At 56.4% G+C, this 19,730-nt stretch carries 17 protein-coding genes, 1 tRNA gene, 1 other RNA gene and 2 pseudogenes; 11 read left to right on the top strand and 10 right to left on the bottom strand.

Annotation, left to right across the window (positions count from 1 at the left end; translation table 11 throughout):
* Window positions 1–10 precede the first annotated feature (10 nt).
* The 3 genes from ET810_RS05850 to ET810_RS13010 all read left to right on the top strand — a co-directional run bounded on the left by ET810_RS05850 (window position 11) and on the right by ET810_RS13010 (window position 2,653).
* Window positions 11–1,285, top strand: coding sequence for a Mur ligase family protein (locus ET810_RS05850; RefSeq protein WP_087453238.1), 1,275 nt, complete (start codon window positions 11–13; stop codon window positions 1,283–1,285).
* Entirely contained in the window at window positions 1,285–2,037 is a 753-nt protein-coding gene (locus ET810_RS05845; protein ID WP_087453237.1) for a type 1 glutamine amidotransferase, read from the top strand. The genes ET810_RS05850 and ET810_RS05845 overlap by 1 nt, the downstream gene beginning before the upstream one ends.
* A 487-nt stretch (window positions 2,038–2,524) precedes the next feature.
* Window positions 2,525–2,653 (top strand): hypothetical protein, encoded by a 129-nt coding sequence (locus ET810_RS13010; protein ID WP_259484379.1) that lies wholly within the window; start codon window positions 2,525–2,527, stop codon window positions 2,651–2,653.
* A 62-nt stretch (window positions 2,654–2,715) separates the two neighbouring features.
* On the opposite strand, the gene ET810_RS12610 is transcribed toward ET810_RS13010, so the two are convergent.
* The 3 genes and pseudogenes from ET810_RS12610 to ET810_RS05830 form a co-directional block, all read right to left on the bottom strand.
* On the bottom strand, window positions 2,716–3,378 hold the full coding sequence (locus ET810_RS12610) for a hypothetical protein (protein ID WP_225870245.1): 663 nt from the start codon (window positions 3,376–3,378) through the stop codon (window positions 2,716–2,718).
* A gap of 56 nt (window positions 3,379–3,434) precedes the next feature.
* Window positions 3,435–3,752, bottom strand: a complete 318-nt coding sequence (locus ET810_RS12605) for a hypothetical protein (RefSeq protein ID WP_225870246.1) — start codon at window positions 3,750–3,752, stop codon at window positions 3,435–3,437.
* A gap of 101 nt (window positions 3,753–3,853) precedes the next feature.
* Window positions 3,854–4,685, bottom strand: a pseudogene (locus ET810_RS05830) (fumarylacetoacetate hydrolase family protein).
* A gap of 112 nt (window positions 4,686–4,797) precedes the next feature.
* Here ET810_RS05830 and ET810_RS05825 point away from each other — a divergent pair.
* The 4 genes and pseudogenes from ET810_RS05825 to ET810_RS05810 all read left to right on the top strand — a co-directional run bounded on the left by ET810_RS05825 (window position 4,798) and on the right by ET810_RS05810 (window position 9,345).
* A complete protein-coding gene (locus tag ET810_RS05825) occupies window positions 4,798–5,502 on the top strand; it encodes a FadR/GntR family transcriptional regulator (RefSeq protein ID WP_134316398.1) in 705 nt (234 codons plus the stop codon).
* A gap of 142 nt (window positions 5,503–5,644) precedes the next feature.
* Window positions 5,645–7,072, top strand: a complete 1,428-nt coding sequence (locus tag ET810_RS05820; RefSeq protein WP_087453234.1) for a four-carbon acid sugar kinase family protein — start codon at window positions 5,645–5,647, stop codon at window positions 7,070–7,072.
* Window positions 7,073–7,100: 28 nt separating this feature from the next.
* Window positions 7,101–8,009: an NAD(P)-dependent oxidoreductase gene (locus ET810_RS05815; RefSeq protein WP_134316394.1), complete on the top strand. Its 909-nt coding sequence runs from the start codon at window positions 7,101–7,103 to the stop codon at window positions 8,007–8,009.
* Window positions 8,009–9,345: pseudogene (locus ET810_RS05810) on the top strand (GntP family transporter). Before ET810_RS05815 ends, ET810_RS05810 begins: the two are co-directional and overlap by 1 nt.
* Window positions 9,346–9,352: 7 nt before the next feature.
* Here ET810_RS05810 and ET810_RS05805 read toward each other — a convergent pair.
* The 6 genes from ET810_RS05805 to ffs all read right to left on the bottom strand — a co-directional run bounded on the left by ET810_RS05805 (window position 9,353) and on the right by ffs (window position 15,561).
* A complete protein-coding gene (locus tag ET810_RS05805) occupies window positions 9,353–10,009 on the bottom strand; it encodes a recombination mediator RecR (protein WP_013910599.1) in 657 nt (218 codons plus the stop codon).
* 113 nt (window positions 10,010–10,122) lie between these two features.
* A complete protein-coding gene (locus ET810_RS05800; RefSeq protein WP_087454815.1) occupies window positions 10,123–10,443 on the bottom strand; it encodes a YbaB/EbfC family nucleoid-associated protein in 321 nt (106 codons plus the stop codon).
* 103 nt (window positions 10,444–10,546) lie between these two features.
* Window positions 10,547–13,243 (bottom strand): DNA polymerase III subunit gamma and tau, encoded by a 2,697-nt coding sequence (locus tag ET810_RS05795; protein ID WP_134316395.1) that lies wholly within the window; start codon window positions 13,241–13,243, stop codon window positions 10,547–10,549.
* Between the two features lie 14 nt (window positions 13,244–13,257).
* Window positions 13,258–13,827: a suppressor of fused domain protein gene (locus ET810_RS05790; RefSeq protein WP_087453231.1), complete on the bottom strand. Its 570-nt coding sequence runs from the start codon at window positions 13,825–13,827 to the stop codon at window positions 13,258–13,260.
* Window positions 13,828–13,909: 82 nt separating this feature from the next.
* Window positions 13,910–15,187 carry an aspartate aminotransferase type Ic gene (locus ET810_RS05785; RefSeq protein ID WP_087453230.1) on the bottom strand — a complete coding sequence of 426 codons (1,278 nt, stop codon included), beginning with the start codon at window positions 15,185–15,187 and terminating at the stop codon, window positions 13,910–13,912.
* A 277-nt stretch (window positions 15,188–15,464) separates the two neighbouring features.
* Window positions 15,465–15,561: signal recognition particle sRNA small type (gene ffs, locus ET810_RS05780), an RNA gene on the bottom strand.
* Window positions 15,562–15,713: 152 nt separating this feature from the next.
* Here ffs and ET810_RS05775 point away from each other — a divergent pair.
* The 4 genes from ET810_RS05775 (at window position 15,714) to ET810_RS05760 (ending at window position 18,230) form a co-directional block, all read left to right on the top strand.
* Window positions 15,714–15,802, top strand: a tRNA-Ser gene (locus tag ET810_RS05775).
* A gap of 198 nt (window positions 15,803–16,000) precedes the next feature.
* Complete coding sequence (locus ET810_RS05770) at window positions 16,001–16,750, top strand: SDR family oxidoreductase (protein ID WP_087453229.1); 750 nt, start codon at window positions 16,001–16,003, stop codon at window positions 16,748–16,750.
* Between the two features lie 17 nt (window positions 16,751–16,767).
* Window positions 16,768–17,742, top strand: coding sequence for a zinc-binding dehydrogenase (locus tag ET810_RS05765; protein ID WP_166741067.1), 975 nt, complete (start codon window positions 16,768–16,770; stop codon window positions 17,740–17,742).
* On the top strand, window positions 17,739–18,230 hold the full coding sequence (locus tag ET810_RS05760; protein WP_087453228.1) for a gluconokinase: 492 nt from the start codon (window positions 17,739–17,741) through the stop codon (window positions 18,228–18,230). Before ET810_RS05765 ends, ET810_RS05760 begins: the two co-directional genes overlap by 4 nt.
* On the opposite strand, the gene ET810_RS05755 is transcribed toward ET810_RS05760, so the two are convergent.
* Window positions 18,214–19,602: a GntP family permease gene (locus tag ET810_RS05755; RefSeq protein WP_134316396.1), complete on the bottom strand. Its 1,389-nt coding sequence runs from the start codon at window positions 19,600–19,602 to the stop codon at window positions 18,214–18,216. The two genes, ET810_RS05760 and ET810_RS05755, sit on opposite strands and share 17 nt — an antisense overlap.
* Between the last annotated feature and the right edge of the window lie 128 nt (window positions 19,603–19,730).

Genomic DNA, 19,730 nt, shown 5'->3' with positions numbered 1-19,730 from the left:
CTCTGGTCCCATGAGTTTGAATCTGCGCACCCGCCTTGCCATCGGCGCCGCACGCTTGGCCACAACCGCTTCGCGTGCCACCGGTCGTGGGTCGGGCGGAATGATTGGCGGCCTTATAGCCGAGAAAATCGACCCGAACATCATGGCGTCGCTAGGCGACAATCGCCCCGTCGCCATCGCCACTGGCACCAACGGTAAATCCACTACCACCCGTATGCTCGCATCCGCGGTACGTGCACAACATACTGTGGCAACCAACGAGGGCGGCGACAATATGGACGCCGGCATCATCTCCGCACTCATGGCAGGTCAGGAGGCTAGCCATGTGATCCTTGAGGTAGACGAGCTCCACGTCCCAGCCGTCGCAGACCGTCTCAAGCCATCATGCTTAATCCTCCTCAACCTCACCCGCGACCAACTGGACAGGGTCGGAGAAATCAACAAGATTGAGCGTGCGCTCCGCGAGTGCGTGATCAAACACCCCGAGATGACCGTGATCGCCAACTGTGATGACGTACTTGTTACCTCCATCGCCTACGACGCCAAAAACGTTGTGTGGGTATCCGCAGGAGCCGGCTGGCAAGGCGATTCCGTTTCCTGCCCGCGCACTGGCGGGCACGTGGTCCACGATGGTGCCGACTGGTACGCAGTCAAGCCGTTGCCCAACGGCGAACAATTCCGTCGCCCGACCCCGCAGTGGAGCATCACTGCTGAAGGCCTAGCCTCCCCGGCGCGCACAGATGCACCAACAACGCAGCTCTCTCCTCTCAATCTGGCGCTTCCCGGCAACGCCAATCGTGGTAACGCTACCCAAGCGGTAGCTGCCGCCGTGGAATGCTTCCATGTCCCGCTTCCCCAAGCGATTCGCTCGGTAGAAGCTGTCGACGATGTAGCGGGGCGCTACTCCACCATCACTCTTGGGCAACACCAGATTCATCTACTTTTGGCTAAAAACCCGGCAGGCTGGCAAGAAGCGCTATCCATGGTCGACCGCACCGCGGAAGGTCTCGTGATTGCAGTTAATGGCCAGGTCGCGGATGGTGAAGATCTCTCATGGCTCTGGGACGTTAAGTTTGAAGAGCTCGATGAGCTATCTGTAAAGGCTTCTGGCGAACGCGGCACTGACCTTTCAGTGCGGCTGACGTATGCCTCGGTAGAACATGAGCTCATCAAGAATCCTCTGCACGCCATCAAGGCTTGCCCTGCTGGCCGCGTCGAGGTCCTTGCCAATTACACCGCATTCCGCGATTTGAAAAAGGCCATCGCGGCCGCAAAGGAGTCCTAATGACTGATCTTTCTATTGGACTCATCCTTCCCGATATCCTGAGCACATACGGCGACGACGGCAATGCTTTGGTGTTAAGGCAACGCGCCCGCATGCGTGGTTTCACCGCAGAAATTCATACGGTGAGGATGGGCCAAGCAGTACCGGAATCCTTGGATATTTATTGCCTAGGTGGCGGTGAAGACACAGCCCAGATCCTTGCCGCAGAGCATCTCATCGCAGACGGCGGCCTCACTCGAGCAGCAAACGCCGGCCGCCCGATCCTAGGCATTTGCGCTGGTCTTCAAGTGCTCGGCCAGTCTTTCCGGGCAAGCGGCAGGATGGTTGATGGCGTAGGGCTTATCGACGCCACCACCGCCTCCCTAGCCAAACGCACCATCGGAGAACTCCAAGCCAACCCGACACGCAACGGCATCACCTCCGAGCTAACGGAACCTCTCACCGGCTTTGCAAACCACATGGGTGCCACTCTCCTCGGCCCTGATGCGCAGCCGCTAGGAAAGGTCACCCGCGGTGTGGGAAACACAGATGAATACGGCATTTCCCAGGCATCAGCAAACCCTGAGCAAATAACCGCAGAAGGCGCAGTCCAAGGAAATGTGATCTGCACATACATGCACGGCCCAGCACTTGCCCGCAACCCCCAGCTAGCCGACCTCCTGCTGGCTACGGCCATGGGCGTGGCTCTTAGTGAGCTCGCTCCCCTAGAGCTGCCCGTGGTTGATCAGCTGCGCAAGGAACGCCTGGTCTAGTTCTTTTCCACTGTATTTTTCTCGCCCCCTGAGCTGGAATATTTAGCGTCCAGCTCAGGGGTTTAGTGGTTTCCTGCCCAGCAGCAAGGGAATTTGTCGTTTTTGGGAACGCTAGAGGCCCGATGCTCCGCAAAGCCACTGGTCGCGATTTCTAGCGTTCTCAAAAACGACAATCAGCGCGGCCTAAAGCAAGCGCTTTGCCCCTTCGCTCAGGCGGCACCTGCCATCTGTTACATATATCTCATGCTGAGTGAGGGCCATGCTTGTCCCCTCAAGGGTGGTCGCCCCTAGCGATAACATCCCTGCACACAAAGCTTGGACTCTCTGCGCTAAAAAAGAATCAGCGTCAAGAAACTAACGTTACCGCCTTTGCGGCAAACGCACGAGCCACCAGACTCCCTGTAATCGGCGCCATGGCGTAGTTACACTGACGTCCACTCATCCCGAGTCCGTAAGTATCTAACCCAATCAGGAGGATTTCTCTTTTATGAGTAACACCAATGATGTGAATGAAGATGCACGCATGTACGAGGATATGGAAACCGCGCTGTTGGAAGGCAAAGCAAGCAGCTTTAAAATACATAATGTCAACGGTGTGGTGGAGGAAGTTCTCTAGCCACTAGAAGTTCTTAAAAAGGTGGTCACCGACAATCCAGCCGGTGACCACCTTTTGCAGCCTTACGTGGCGCGTTTTTCTTCTATGAGACGATTAATCTCCTCGCCCAGTTCTGTCACTTTGGTGACTGCGGTGAGAAAAGAAACCCTGCCTTCATCATTGCTGCCCCAAGGGTTGCTGTTTACAACGCTGGTTAATGCTGTTTTGTGTTCCTGAATAACCTCACGCAGCTCGGCAGTATTCCCTGCATGTCCTAAATCCGAGAGGTACTCATCAAACTTCCACGCGTTGCTTTCCTCGCGCTGCTTGGTTTCTTGATAGACCATCGGCAAAAGCACCTCAGCTTTTTGTGCTTTCTTGGCCTCATCTGGAGTGGGGAATGCAAATTCATAGTCCTGCGTCCATGGAACCGCAGGTGAGGTCATATCGACATCTTGCTTACGAATCACCGAGACACTTGCATCTGTGTTATCCCACGAGACCACGCCCAAGGTCTGTCCCACATAGCCTTTTCCGGGAACCCAGTTGGGTCCACCAGAATCACCTGTTATTGTGCCGAGTTCACCGGCCGCGACTAGATATGAATCTGTGTTGAGCACTTCTGAACAAGAGGTTTTCTTTGAAGCAGCTCCGTAATAACAGATCGTGTCGCCTTTTTGAGGCTCGTATACGCGGTTTCCGGAAAACACATTCTTCCCGGCAAGAGACTTATCAGTAAGCTGCACATACGCTAGGTCATTGGCCCGGAAATTATGCTTCCCCCGAGGCCATTGTCCTTCTGTTAGCTCTTTATAGTATCTCTGCTTAATCGTCCCGATTTCTCGCTTATGTTTGTCATATACACTTTGGCACCGTCTGCTCCGCAATGCCCTGATAGCCATACGCGACCGTTATCGGCATCGACATAGCCGGCGGTGCAATAGGAATGCCCATACTTTGAGTCTTCCGGGTGAATCTGGTCGCCCTGGTTCACCTTTGTCTCTGACGGGATATTCGTCGTGTCAAAGTATCCGTCGGAGGGCAACGCCTGGCTAGCAGGAACCCCCGCAGCGATCATCACACCTATCGCCGCAGCTGTACACATCTTCCTTAGAATCATTGAGGGACCTCCGTACATAATAAATAAATGGGTAAATGGCAATACTTTCCCAAGTTTACTTATAAATGCATGAGATACTTACAGAATCGTTAAGATGTTTATCACTTTTCAAAAATGGTCCTGTTAGCAATACGCCCTAAACCCTCAATCTTCACCGTCACCACACCCCCATCGCCTATATACCGCCGAGGATCACGAGCATGCCCCACCCCACCAGGGGTTCCAGTCACAATCACATCTCCCGGATCCAACGGATAAAGATGCGTGATGTATTGGATAAGATCGGCCGTTTTAAACACAAAGTCGCTGGTAGCAGCATTTTGCATCCTGTCTTCATTCAGATACGTGCTCAACTCCCCGCCAAGATCAAAGGATTCACTCGTGGTTAGCCAGGTACCCAACCCTGTCGTCTTTTCTAAGGATTTTCCCTGGTGCCACTGAAGCGTTGCGTATTGATAATCACGGGCACTGTAGTCATTCATCACTGCATACCCGGCGATATAGTTCTCCGCCTCTGAGGCTCTCACTCTGCGGGCACGCTGCGAGATCACCACAGCCAGCTCGCCTTCCCAGTCGAGGGCACCATTAGCCCACGGAGGAACTAGGATGTCGTCGAAAGGCACGGTCAGTGCGTCAGAAAATTTAATAAATAAGGTAGGGACTTCCGGCAGCGTGCACCCCATTTCTTTGATGTGATTGGCATAGTTCAGACCCACGCAGATGATCTTTTTGGGAGAGGGAAACAACCGCATGCAGATCCTGCGGGGAAAACCTCACAGTCGTTCCGTCAGCCGATTCCGCCAGCTCCCGCCAGTTGGGGTTGTTGAGCAACTCGCCGACGTCGGCAAAGCCCGGGATAGTTACGGCGAGATTCGTGTCCTCGATGCGCGCAGCGGTCGTCGTTCCGTGGGTTCTTATAGTTGCAAGACGCATAATGTTCGCTCCTTTAGGACTCGTTTATTCCACGCTAATACGCGCAGCCGCCCCAGTCGATGACATCGGGTACGGTACATTTCCCAGTAGGAAGTATTTGGAAGGAAAAACCGTGCGCACCGATCTGGTCACTCAAGGCATCGAGAAAATAATGGACGCCATCGCAGATGGCACGTTCCGCCCTGGCGACGCCCTTCCGCCGGAGACAAACCTTGCCGCCTACCTGGAAGTTTCCCGCCCCACGATGCGCGAGGTAGTGCGTACCCTCGCAGATCGCGGAGTCGTGGAGGTGGTCCATGGCCGCGGCACCTTTGTAACCCCCATCAACCAGTGGAATTATGTGCGCTCCCGCATGGACGTGATTTCGCGCAGCCTAGACCCCAAAACCATCGGAATTTATCTCACGGAAGTCCGGCGCATGATCGAAGTCGGCTCATCGGGGCTGGCCGCAGCCCGCGCCACCGAGGCGGATATTGAAAAGATGACGCAGGCACTTGCCGCTTACGACGCCGCCACCGAGCGTGGCGACGTAGCAGCCACCACTGACGCAGACGTTGCATTTCATACCGCGCTGCTTGAGGCCACGGGAAACCCCTTCGTCTCAGCACTCATGATTCCGTTGGCGGGCGCTTTAGCGGAATCGCGGCGCAAGACCAATGCCGTGGATGAGGTTCGCAAGCGTGCGAGTAGACATCACCATGCAATTTTAGATGCCGTTATCGCAAGAGATGAGCAAGCCGCCAAAGACGCCATGCGCGCACATATGACTCAAACTTTCGACGATATTTCTACGTTCTTACCAGACTCGATGCACTAACGCAGGCCTGGTGCCCAGTCGGGCATAAACCAAATTTTTCCTACATTTCCTTGTAAAAGCTTGTCACCACGTGAGCCAGACCCTAGTCTGAGACACACAAGACCTCAGAGGTCTAGGAACCAAGTATCTCCAAGGAGTTGGGATGACCCTCTACCAGCTTTCGGAACTCACCGAAGGGTTCCCCGCACCACTTAACATCCATGCCAGCGCAGTCAAACAAGCAACACCAGCGCATACCGTCCTCATCGTTCTCGATGACGACCCCACCGGCACCCAGTCAGTGGCGCACCTTCCCGTGCTCACCCGCTGGGAACAAGAAGACTTTGCATGGGCGCTAGCCCAGGACACCCCGGCCATCTACGTCATGACCAATTCCCGGTCACTCGACCCGCATCATGCAGAGGCCATCAATGTCTCCGTCGCAGAGGCAGCATATGCAGCTGCTGAAGCTGCAGGCAAACGTCCCATCTTTGTCTCTCGTAGCGACTCCACGCTCCGGGGTCATTTCCCTTTGGAACCAGACACGCTTGCCGAGGTCGTCGAAAAGCATGAAGGGCCGGTAGACGGCTACATTATCGTTCCAGCATTCGGCGATGCAGGACGCATTACCGTCGATTCTGTCCACTATGCCGGAAACGCTGCCACAGGATTTCAGCCCGTAGGAGAAACCGAGTTCGCCCGCGATGCCACCTTCGGTTATTCCTCCTCCCAGCTACCCGAATGGGTTGAGGAGAAAACCACAGGCGCCGTCCTCGCAACTGATGTTCTTCGAATTACATTGCGCACAATTAGATCTGATACCAACGCCATCGCTGAGCAACTTCTCCAGGCTGCTCATCGTCAACCCATCGTCGCTGACATCGTCGATGAACACGATCTCCGCGCGCTGTCTTTAGGAATCCTGCAGGCAGAACGTATGGGGAAGCGATTCATCTACCGCGTGGGACCACCCTTTGTGCGCGCTCGCATCGGGCAAGAAACCCCCGAAGTGCTCAACGCAGAAACAATCGCAGCCTCGCGCCATGTTCCCGCCACTGTGCCAGGTGGGCTCATCGTGGTCGGATCACACGTGCCCACCACCACGCGACAACTCAACCACTTACTGCAGACCTCCTCCCCCACGGTCATCGAGTTAGACGTCCGCTCAGTGCTGGCAGACGATTCTGAGCACTACCTTGACCGCCTCCATACCCAGCTACTCCAGGCAATAAAGAAGGACAATGTTGTCTTCCACACCTCACGCGAGCTGGTGACCGGAGCAACTGGCGAGGAATCGCTTTCCATTGCGCGCAAAGTGTCCCGAGCACTTGTCTCCGCAGTCAATCGCATAGTCCATGAGGTGACACCACGGTTTGTGGTTGCTAAAGGCGGTATCACGTCCTCAGATGTCGCCTCGCAAGGACTAGAGATGACAAAAGCAATGGTCATTGGCCTGATACAACCGGGAATCATCTCGCTGTGGTCCACGGCAGAAGGCCCTGCGGCAGGCGTGCCCTACATCGTCTTTGCAGGAAATGTGGGCACAGACGCCTCGTTGGCCGATGTAGTTTCTACCCTCTCCCAAGACTAACCCCTCACAAACACTAAAAAGGAACCCCATGTCTCTCATCATTACCGTTGTCGGCCTGGGCGCTATGGGACTCCCCATGGCCACCAACCTCGCCCAGAATTTCACCGTCCGGGGCGTCGATGTTGCACAACCTCGCCTTGAACTAGGTAAAGCCGCCGGATTAGATACCTTCCAGTCGGCGCATCAAGCAGCCGCAGGGGCTGACGTCGTTTTGCTTGCTGTTCGCAATGAGGAGCAGCTTATCGACGCTCTCTTCGGCCACGGTAACATCGCCGCAGCGCTCAAGCCCGGCGCGGTCGTGCTTCTGACCTCCACCGTGGGCATCACGGCCGTTGAAAAAGCTGCCGATCGGCTTGAGTCGCTAGGAATCGACGTTGTCGACGCCCCCATTTCCGGCGGACCTGTACGCGCAGGAAACGCGGAGCTGCTTGTCACAGTGGGAGCCAAGCCCGAGGTGGTTGCCCGCATCAAGCCGGTGCTCGAAGCTATGTCCTCCCACCTGGTGATTGTTGGCGATCGTCCAGGCAAGGGCCAAGCGCTCAAAACCGTCAATCAGCTTTTATGCGGAGTCCACATCGCAGCTGCAGGCGAGGCGCTAGCGCTAGCCGACCGGCTAGGACTCGATCCCAAGGCAGCTCTCGATGCCCTCATGGGCGGTGCCGCAGCCTCCTTTATGCTTGGCGACCGCGGCCCCCGCATGCTGGAAGCCTATTCGGAGGAGGGGCCCGAAGTTCGCAGCCGCCTCGACATCTTTGTCAAAGACATGGGCATTGTCACCGCCGCAGCAAAATCTGCAGGCATTGGTGTGCCGCTAGCAGCAGCAGCCGAACAGCAATACCTAGCTGGCTTGGCACGCGGGAAAGGCGCGCACGACGATTCCACGATTATCCAGGTTGTCGCCCCTACCCAGGCGCATGAGACGGGGAGTAAACAATAATGACTGGTCTTTCTTTACTGGCGCTCGGCGTAGTTGCCGTAGCCGTTCTGCTTGCCCTGGTGATATGGGCTAAGGTTCCTGCTTTTGTGGCATTGATTGGCGTATCCATAGCCACCGCTATTGTTTCTGGCATCCCGCTTGCAGATTCCGTCAGTACCATGACCAACGGCGTTGGCAAAACCCTAGGTTCCGTGGCCGTTGTGGTCGGTTTGGGCGCGATGCTAGGACGGATTATCGAGGTATCAGGAGGCGCCGAGGCAGTCGCGCGCTACTTCACCGACAAACTTGGCAGACATCGTATTACTGCCGCCGTGACCATCGCAGCCTTTATCCTCGGTATTCCGGTTTTCTTTGACGTGGGATTTATCATCTTGGCACCCATCGTGTTCGGCTTTGCTGCCGTAGCCAAGATCAACCCATTAAAAATCGGGCTTCCTGTGGCAGGCGCGATACTCACCGTGCACGTCACATTGCCACCACACCCAGGGCCTGTTGCAGTGGCAGGAATCTTCGGCTCCGATCCCGGGCTCATGCTCACCTTGGTCCTGCCCATCGCTGCTGTGACCTGCGTGATCGGCTATTATGCCGCCAAGGTACTCAACCTAGAGTCAGTGGAACGCGGCCCCTCCCCCGTGGAGCTTTCCGACGCCTCCCCTAACCACCAAGCCCCTCCCCGTTCGCAGTCCTCGGCCTTATTTTGCTCCCCATCGCGCTCATCATGGTGGGTACCACCGGTGCGATGTATACCGAAAAAGGCACTGCGATTCATTCCTTTGTCAGCTTCATCGGATCCTCTCCTGTAGCACTCCTGATAGCAGTGGTCGTTGCGTGGTTAAGCATTGGCAAACAACAAAGTTGGAATCGCGAGCACTCCGCTGGCGTCTTGGATTCTGCGCTTCCTGCCGTGGCCATCATCATCTTTGTCACCGGTGCCGGTGGCGGCTTTGCCAATGTGCTAGTGGAATCCGGTATCGGCAAAGTGCTATCAGACATGCTTGTCGCAGCTCATATGCCTCTGATACTCATGGCATTCCTTTTGTCCTTAGCCTTAAGAGCATCCCAGGGATCGGCGACCGTCGCTATGCTCACAACAGCGGGACTCCTGGCCCAGCCGCTAGCAGAAGCCGGGCTGAGCAGCATACAAACAACACTCATCATGATCGCCATCGGGTTCGGCGCCATGTGTGTATCCCACATCAACGACTCCGGCTTCTGGATAGTCACCAAATATTTAGGACTGTCTGTGAAGCAGGGCCTGCGCACCTGGACGTTGCTGTCCACGGCCTTTGGCGTTGCCGGATTCATCCTTACCGCGCTGGTGTACGCGGTGGTGTAGTGGTTGTTTAAATCGTCAATCGACCGCTGAGGGCGCGGGACAACGTCAGTTCATCGACAAACTCCAGGTCCCCGCCCAACGGCATACCGGAAGCAAGACGAGAAACCACTAAGTCGGGGAAATCGCGGAGCAGGCGCGCAAGATACGATGCCGTCGCCTCGCCCTCAGTATTGGGGTCGGTGGCAAGAATTACCTCTGTCACCGTTGGGGTGGCGTCGTAAAGCGGTGCCTCAGGCGTAGAATCTGCCAGCTCCCGATCCGGAAGCACGCCTCCGATGCGCTGCAACAACGTAGAAATATTCAGTTCACGGGGGCCAATATTGGCCAGTGGGTCTAATGCCCCGCCCAGCACATGGTAGCGGCCATTATATTCACCTGTCCGCTCAATGACCTGAATGTCTTTGGGCTCCTCCACCACACAGATCATTCCGCGATCCCGGCCAGAATCCGCGCAGATACGGCACACCGACTCTCGCGAGATATTGCAACAAATACGACAAAAGGTTACGCCGTCGCGGACGGCTCCGAGAGCGTCCTGAAGCCTTGCAATGTCAGCGGGCTCCACGTGGAGCAAGTGAAAAGCGATGCGCTGCGCAGATTTAGGGCCTACGCCGGGGAGCCGTGAAAGCTCATCGATAAGGTCCTGAAGCGGTCCTTCGAACAACAGCTGCCTACCTTTTGTCGTTCCGATTGTTTAACCATAAAACTATGGCACATAAAGAAGACCAGCCCGGCCAACGAAACTCGGACGAGCTGGTACTTAAAAAGCCAATTCGCTTAGAACATACCGCCAAGGCCGTCAAAGCCCTGGGACAACGGTCCCATCTTCTGATCGGCAAGCTCGCCAAGCTTCTGGTGAGCCTCAGCAAACGCACCAACAATCAAGTCCTGAAGGGTATCCACGTCCTCCGGATCCACAACCTTAGGATCAATGGTAACGCTGCTCACCATTCCATTGCCCTGAATGTCAATGGAAACAAGCCCGTTGCCTGCTGTACCGGTAACGGTGCTAGCGAGGATCTCGCGCTGCGCCTCCTGCAACTGAGCTTGCATCTGCTGCGCCTGTGCCAAGAGCTGGGACATGTCCGGCTGAGTCATGAAAACTGCCTTTCGCGTTTGTTTGCCGCCTCCCATAACGGAAGGCGATCGGTCAATGGGCCAGTGTACCTACTTCACGTCTGTGAAGCTCATACGGGGAAGCCTAAAGCTGGCGCGCGCCCAACTGCTCTGCGAGTAGATCCATCGCAACGGTTAAAGCATCGCGGTGATCACGCGTTACCGAGCCGCTCGCGGCCTCGCGAACCATCTCCTCTTCCTCGTCATGGTCTGGAACATTAGACGTTTCTACCGCAGTCGTTGGTTCCGAGGAACGGTGCCGTTGATACTTTGATTCCTCCTGCGAGGGCTGAGGTGCGCCCCCGGTGGGTTCTGGAAAACCTTCGTCAGCGGCATACCTATAGGGTTCCTCCGGCGGGGTCCAGTCATCCGAGTCGGGAGCGCCAAAATCATCAGGTTCTGGCGGCAGTGGCACGCCATCGGAAAACTCTGGTCGCTTTGCCCGCTCTTCCGCAGCTTGAGCACTACGCGCCACGGCCTCCTGCCACCGCGACTTGGGTTTCTGAACCGGTGGCTTCTGGGCTGGTGGTTTCTGAACCGGCGACGTTTGGACTGGCGGTGTCGCAGGCACGGGCGTAGGCACAGTGGGAACAACCTCTCGCTGCTCAACCTTGCGTGCAGGCTGCTGCGATGTACCCTGCGGCGGTTGTTCAGATTGCTCCGACTTGGCCGGTGAGTCATTCACCGCGTCAGGCTGGCCGCCGAGTGGCGCAGGCTCTCCCCACCCAGTGGTTTGAGCCACCTGCGTCGGGGGTTCTGTTCGTGGTGCGCACTGGGTGTCTCCACCAATCGGTGCGGGTTCTCCCCACGTAGAAGAAGCAGGCTCAGCCGGCGCAGGGGGTTTCTCAGCAACACGTGGCTGAGGGGCCTGCTGCGCTACGTCTGGCTGTTTCTCCTGCTCAGCAGCGATGGGTTCCGCAGCAACGGGCGTGGCAGCAGGCGCGGGCGCAGGCTCGGAAGTCTCTGGTTCAGAGACTTCTGGTTCCGGGCTCCAAGCCTTCTCTGCTTGAGGCTCGCTAAAACCCGCCGCGGCAGGATCCGTTCCCACGATGCAGTCGACAATGACGTCCCGCCCTAGCTCAGCGCGAATAACCTCCACGATAACGTCATTGTTTTTAGCAAGATTCAACCCCTGCGCAAGCGGCCCGGTGTTATGCCCCAACACCAGCGTCCCCTCGCGCATTCCCAGAACGCAGGACTCAGCGAGCAAGATACCGGCGACAGCGCTCTTCTTATGCACCATCTTCCGCAACGTTGACCATCGCGCGCGCACGTCCGCGACAAAGGCATCGTCATTACTTATCGACGCCCCCTCCGCAGCCGTTTCCACGTCATCCGAGGGAGCTACCGTAGGTGTTGGTAGCTCAGGCACCGGCGTAGCTTTTGCCGCGCTAGGTGTCTCAGGCTTCTCCGCCGCGTGTTCTTTCCGTGGCTCTGGTTCCGGAACCGAGGCCTGCTTCTCCGCTTGCGCTACTGGCTTAGGCTGAGGCATCTCCTGCTGCACAGCCTCGCGCTGAGCTGCTTCTTCCTGCGCAGCTTTGCGTTGAGCAGCCTCACGAGCCATGCGGACAGACTTGCGCTCATACTTAGCCGGAATGGCAGCAGAAGCCTCTGAAGACTGTCCACCCGTCGGAAGACCAGCGGGCTGTGCATTACCGGGAGGGGGCGTAAGAGCCACAGTGGCCGGGGTGCTAGGCAGCAGCATCTTTGCGCAAAGAATTTCCAGCAGCAGGCGCGGAGACGTCGCCCCTTTCAAACCGCGAAGCCCGTCATTGACCAATGCGGCCAGGTGGGCGACTTCGCCCTGATGAAAGTCTGCGGCTTGGGCGCGCATCACGTCCGCGCGGTCGGTGGGGGCGTCGACAAGCCCTAGTTCAAAAGCGTCCGGCACGGCCTGCAGGACCATGAGGTCGCGCAGGCGGTCAAGGAGATCTGTGGCAAAGCGTCGTGGATCAAGTCCCGCCTCGACGGCAGAGTCAATGGTGGTAAACAGCGCGGCTTTGTCTTGTGAGCTCAGTGCCGTGATGGCGGCGTCGATAAGCGCATCATCGGTGGCACCCAGCAGCAACCGCGCAGTCTCATAGCTCAGCCCCTGGGGGCCGGTTCCCGCGAGCAGCTGATCCAAAACAGACAGGGTATCGCGAGGGGAACCGCCACCGGCGCGGATCACCATGGGATACACAGAATCCTCAACTAGCGCGCCTTCGCTAGCAACCGTGGTTTCCAGCAGACCCCGCATCGACTGCGGGGTGAGCAGCCGGAACGGATAATGATGCGTCCGCGAACGGATCGTGCCAATAACCTTCTCAGGCTCCGTGGTGGCAAAGATAAAAATCAGGTGCTCCGGTGGCTCCTCCACGATTTTGAGCAGAGCGTTAGCACCCTGAGTGGTCACCATATGAGCCTCGTCGATGATAAAGATCCGGTACCGCGACTCCGCCGGCGCATACATGGCCCGGTCGCGTAGCTCCCTCATATCATCGACGCTGTTGTTACTCGCGGCATCAAGCTCAGTGACATCAAGGTTTCCCGGGCCATTAGGTGCCAAAGAAATGCACGAGTTGCACTTGCCACACGGAGTTGAGGTAGGACCTTCAACGCAATTCAACGAACGCGCCATGATGCGCGCCGAGGAGGTCTTGCCGCAACCGCGCGGGCCAGAGAACAAGTAGGCGTGATTGATACGTCCACTGTCCAAAGCCACAGACAACGGCTGAGTTACCTGCTCCTGCCCCACCACCTCAGCGAATGAAGCGGGGCGATACTTGCGATATAAAGCCACTGTCCTATGCCTACCTACCGTGTCCAGTCCGACAGATCCACGCCCTCATTGCCTAGCGCTTTCTGCAACTCATGGATCCCGTAGGTTGTAGCGTAATCGAATTCATTCTGCGTGAGCATAATAAGCTGCAGCAACGCCGTTAGCTGCGATGGCTCCGAATACTGCGGTACCTGCCCTCCCCACACATACGGGGCCACGAATAAACCATGTTTAACCGTGCACCTATCTAGAGCGTCCGTCATGCTACCCAAAGCTGGCACAAGCTGGTCCGGTTGCGCGGGGATAGAGCCGCCAACGTTATCCAAAAAGACAGCTAATCGACGCAGCACCTGAACCCCCACCTCTGTTGGGAACTGCCCGACAGTAAAGATCTCGCTACGCACATCTACCTGGTCGCTGCCATCCCCCAGGGTAAGACCAGTATCCACCCCGTTGAAGTCGAGCGTGGTGGCCAAAACCTGCTGGTCTCCCAGGTCTACAGTTCCTATATGAAAAGCCTCGCCATAAGAGGTTTCAGGCAGATGGATCGTCATTTCACCCGGGATAATCCCGTCAATCCACACAGCCGTCTCTTCCAAGATCACTGCCTAGCCCACATCCCCTCGGGTTTTGTCATCCACAACACGGGGGTAGGAATCTCACCTACCCCTATGTGAGGATACATCCCTAGGCGCGCTCTGCTAAGACCTTCTCCACGGCTGCGAGCAAAACGCAGGTAGCAAAGCCATCCATAGCCACTTCCAGCTCAGCGACTGGAGGAAGCGACGGTGCCAACCGAATATTCCGGTTCTGCGGATCGCGGTGCAATGGGAAGGAAGACCCAGCACCCGTCAAAGCAATACCGGCCTGTTTAGCCAGTTCCACCACTCGAGAGGCAGTCCCTTCAACCACATCAATAGAAATGAAGTAGCCGCCTACTGGCTTAGTCCACTCGGCAACCTGGTATTCCGCCAAGCGTGAATCGAGGATCTCTAAGACTCGCGCAAATTTCGGAGCAAGCGAACCCGCATGCTTGCGCATGTGAACACGCACGCCCTCGGCGTCTCCAAAGAATTGCACGTGGGCCAGCTGATTAATCTTGTTCGGGCCAATACCCCGCACATCCGCATGCGCGCCATACCAGTCCAGATTCTCCTTGGAAGAGGCAAAGAAAGCTACGCCAGAACCCGCATGAGTGATCTTTGAAGTAGAGCTCATAAACCAGAAGCGATTCGGGTTGCCAGCGCGTTCAGCGAACTCCAGCACGTTATGTACCACCGGGAATTCATCAGTCAACGTGTGCACTGCGTAAGCGTTGTCCCAGACAATGCGGAAATCAGGTGCTGCCGTCTCCAGCTCTGCCAATGCACGGCAGGTCTCCTCGCTAAATGTGATTCCCGTGGGGTTAGCAAAAACAGGTACTGTCCACATGCCCTTAACCTGCGGATCTTTAACCAGTTCACGCACCACATCAAGATCTGGTCCTTGGTCAGTCATAGGCACACTGATCATTTCACAACCAAAATGCTCAGTGATGGTGAAGTGACGGTCATAGCCGGGCACAGGACACAGCCACTTAACGGTCTCTTCATCCTTCCACGGGCGCTCCGAATCGTTGGTGCCAAAGGCATAGGCATAAGAAATCAGGTCGAACATGATGTTCAGGCTGGAACCGTCACCTGCAATGAGATTCTCAGCAGGAAGGCCCAGAACCTCAGCCCAGAGATCCCGGATATCTGCGATTCCCTTTGCGCCACCATAGTTACGGCAATCAGTGCCGTCTTGAGCGCGGAAGTTCTCACCCGGAAGCGACAACAACGCATTGGAGAAGTCCAGTTGTTCCGAAGAAGGCTTTCCACGAGTGAGGTCCAGCTTCAGATTCTCCGCCTTCAGGGCCTCGTACTTAGCGCTAATATCCTCATGGAACTGTGCAAGGCGTTCAGCATCGAAATCAAGCAAAGACATGGATTTCCCTTTCCTCGGTGGGAGCTAGGTGCACAACATTTGGGGTGTGGGAACCGGTCACCAATTGGCTATCCCGCACTGCTTAAAAGATATAGACATCCCCATGCATTTGGGCATCCTTTTGTGAGGCGAACTTTCACCTCCCGCGCTCCCCCTACTTTCTGTATATGCCCGGGGACATGTTTGGGACGCGTTGATGCATCATACACGCGCTGCCTCTGCAGTGCACGAGCTTTCACCCAAAAGATGTGGTTTGAGTGATAAAGGCTGAAGATACAAAAAGGGGACTCCGCACACCCGCCAGAGCCCGCTGACCCTTGCTGCATTCCTGCCCTGGGGGAGTTCACGGGATAAACGCCATGCGAAGTCTTGTCACATAGCATAGCCCATACATAGACCACCGCGCAAAGAAACCCCTACTCGGCAAGATTGGCAAGCACACATATGGCTTTATCATGCGATTTGTTAGTTCTTCACTCGACTGTGTATCATTTCCGGAGTAACACGGATTAACCGTGCATACACTGGAGGATTCGACTAGCGGCCTATGTCACACGCCTGGAACGCGTGCGGGTTTCACGACCCTCGTGGGTTCAAATCCCACATCCTCCGCCATAAAACCCCAGTTCAATGAACTGGGGTTTTGCTTTTGAATAGGCATGGAAATCGGGGGCCATTTCTGAGATTCAGGGCAGGCACGAAACCTTCAACATAAAACGCATCGTTATAGGTGATATATGCAACGCTCGTTGCTTTTCGCAGTCAGCCACACCACTGCCACCTCAAGCAGCTAGTCCGTTTTATACTCAGTCAATGACCACATTCGATGTCACAGGAAAATTAGCGCTGGTCACAGGCTCGACGCGCGGTCTCGGCCACACACTCGCTGCGGGCCTCATCAGCGCGGGCGCACATGTGATTGTGCATGGCTCCGACAAGCAGCGCGCAGCCGCGGTGGCCGAGGAATTAGGAGCTTATGGCGCAATCGGTTGCCCGCTGACAGACGCTCAAGCTACCAATGCCGCAATCTCAGAAATGCTGCAAGAGTACGGCACCCCGGATATTTTGGTGAATAACGCCGGAATTCAGCGTCGTAACCCTATTGAGCAGTTCGAGGACTCTGACTGGGATGACATCATCGGCGTGAATCTTTCAGGGGTGTTCCACGTGACCAAGCCAATTGCTGCAGCGATGAAGTCTGCTGGTCACGGCAAAATCATCATGATCGGTTCTGTCCAATCCCGTCTGGGACGCGCTACCATCGCACCTTATTGTGCCACCAAGGGCGGCGTAGCAATGTTCGCTCAAGGACTAGCTGCAGAGCTTTCTCCCCACAATATTCAGGTGAATACGCTCTCTCCTGGGTACTTTGATACTGACATGAACGCAGCGTTAGTCGCCGATACAGAGTTCACGGACTGGGTCTGTAAGCGCACCCCTGCAGGGCGTTGGGGCAATCCCCAAGAGCTGGTCGGCCCCTTGTTGTTCCTGGCTAGCGACGCTTCCTCCTTTGTCACTGGGCAGAATCTTGCCGTCGACGGCGGAATGACGGCGGTGGTCTAATGATGGCACAAGAACGTATGCAAGCAGCCATTATCCGCGGCGCTCACCAGTTGGAAGCCACGACTCTCCCCTGCCCCTCTCCTGCTCCCGGCGAGGTTCTGGTCACGGTCTCTTATGTGGGAATTTGCGGCTCTGATCTGCATTATTACCAGGATGGTGCGGTAGGCGCTTTTGAGGTTAAGCAGCCGCTAGTTCCTGGCCATGAAATGTCGGGCACTCTGCCAGACGGGACTCCGGTCACTATCCACCCTGCCACTTTTGGCACATGCCTGGAAGGCATAGAGGATCACCCACATTTGTGGCCTCATGGGGCGTATTTGGGCAGTGCCTCTACATGGCCGCATACTCAAGGCGCGATGCAGGAACAGTTGCTGGTGCGGGAGGATCAGATTCGTCGTTTGCCTGAGGGCGTCCCTCTGAAGCGGGCGTCGCTTGCCGAGCCTCTCAGCGTGGGTCTCCACGCCATCACTGTGGCAGGAGGAGTGGAAGGTAAGCATGTTCTGGTTTCCGGCGCCGGACCGATTGGTCAGTTAGCTGCCCTGGCGGCGGTGAGCAAGGGCGCTGCGGCGGTCACGATTTCGGATGTGGTGGATGGTCCGCTCGAGCGCGCTCACGAGTCTTTGACGTGTGTGAACACTACGCGCACGACGTTGAGCGATGAGTCTTTTGATGTAGTTTTGGAATGCGCCGGCGTTCCGGCAGCCACCACTGATGCGCTTCGAGTGGTGCGACGCCGAGGGGTTGTGGTCCAGGTAGGTATGCTGCCTAATCAGCCGGTTGGCATAAATATGGCCTCGCTGGTGTCTAAAGAAGTGCTTCTACGAGGCACTTTCCGTTTCCTTGACGAGGTAGATCAGGCAGTTGAAATGCTCAAAGACCCTATGTTTGACAGCGTGATTACTCACGAGTTCCCCCTCGCAGATGTGGTCACGGCGTTTCATGTCGCCGCCGACTCGCAGGTCTCTGGAAAGGTTGTGGTGAAGGTTTCATGAGGATCATAGTGATGGGTGTTTCCGGCTCCGGAAAAACCACGGTGGGCACGATACTGGCCCAAAAACTAGGAGTCCCCTATTTTGATGGTGATGATCTCCACCCTCAAGAAAATATCGACAAGATGGCACAGGGCACTCCGCTTAACGACGCCGACCGCTGGCCCTGGCTAGCACAAGTCGGGGAATGGCTCGCCCACCAGCCCAAGGGTGGAGTCATCGGGTGCAGCGCGCTTAAGCGCAGTTATCGCGATCTGCTTCGCGAGCACTGCCCCACTGCCGTTTTTGTGCATGTACACGGTTCGCGAGAGGTGCTGCTTGCCCGCATGAATCATCGACAAGGGCACTTCATGCCCTCTTCCCTCTTGGATTCCCAGTTTGCCACGCTTGAGCCTTTAGAAAACGACGAAGTCGGCCGCGTCTTTGACGTGACCGAATCCCCGAATCAGATTGCTGATAGCGCAAGCGAATGGGTTAAAACGCGAGGCTAACTCCGTAGAATCCCAGAACGATGGCAAAGCCAACGGCGCCCACTAGCGCCTGGTTCATCGTCCAGGTTCGCAAGGTCGTGGAGACGTCCATACCCATGAGGCGTCCCACTAACCAGAAGCCTGAGTCATTAACGTGACCGGCAAAGACTGAGCCTGCGGCCGAGGCCAACACCATCAGGGCGATCTGGAATTCATTGAATCCACCAGCTGCTACTGCGGGGCCCATCAGGGCTGCCGCAGTAGTCAACGCGACGGTTGCCGAGCCCTGTGCCAAACGCAGAATAGCGGCGACCAACCAGCATCCCACGATCACCGGAAAGCCCAGGTCAGACATCGAATCAGCCAATGCGCTGCCGATTCCGGAGGTGCGCAGCACCCCACCGAACATTCCGCCTGCGCCAGTAATCAACACGACGGAGCAGATGGGGCCGAGGGCGCCGTCGAGAAGCTTCTCAAGCTGCTCTTTCGGCTCACCGCGACGAATACCCAAGAAGTACAGCGCGATCAGCGTGGAAATCAGCAATGCAATCGGCGTATTTCCCAAGAACTGCAGCGTACGCACTGCTGCCGAGGTTTTCTCCACCCAACCTGCAGAAACCGCCATGCTCATCCCGGTGTTGCCAAAAATCAGCAGCATCGGCAGGAGCAACAACGCCACCACTAACTTGGGCGATGCCGGGTTCTTAGGATCAGCAGCCTGCGGGCCGCCAGCCAGAATATCCGGCACCGGTAATGGGTATTTAGCACCCATTTTCTTGCCCCACCACAGACCAGAAACCAGCCACGTGGGGATAGCCACCAGCAGGCCAAGCAGCATCACAAGCCCAATGTCCGCACTATAGAACTCAGATGCGGAGATGGGACCCGGGTGCGGGGGCAGGTAAATATGCATCACTGAGAACGCACCAGCTGCAGGAATACCATAAGCCAGCACGGGGCCATTCAGGCGACGAGCCACTGCAAAGATGACCGGAAGCATCACGATCAAGCCGGCGTCGAAGAAGATGGGGAAACCCATCACCAACGAGGCCACGCCCAGCGCAAAGGGGGCGCGCTGCTCACCAAAACGAGCAACCAGCGTCTCTGCCAGACTCTTTGCACCACCCGAGGTCTCAACGAGCCGCCCAAGCATCGCGCCCAAACCAACAAGCAGCGCGGCGGAAGCCAGCGTGCTTCCAAACCCTTTAGTCATCGTGGACACGATTCCGTCCAACGGGATACCCGCAACAAGCGCGGTAAGGGCAGAAACAACGATCAGCGTGAGAAACGCATGCAGTTTAAACACAATGACCAGGATCAAGATGAGCGCAATTGCGGCAGCCGCAATCCCCAGCAAAGGGCCAGCGCTCAGTGTAGGAACCCAATCTTCCATTGGTTTTCTCCTTGAGGGAAGGTAAAAAGACCACCTAAATGTATGCCCTCTCCGCTATTTCGAACAATAGGGGTACGCGAGTACAGACTTTTGTTTCTCAACTACCCCCGACTCTTCAAGCCTGCATT

The sequence above is a fragment of the Corynebacterium silvaticum genome, assembly GCF_004382825.2.
Taxonomy (GTDB): domain Bacteria; phylum Actinomycetota; class Actinomycetes; order Mycobacteriales; family Mycobacteriaceae; genus Corynebacterium; species Corynebacterium silvaticum.
This window is presented reverse-complemented; position numbering and strand designations above follow the sequence as displayed.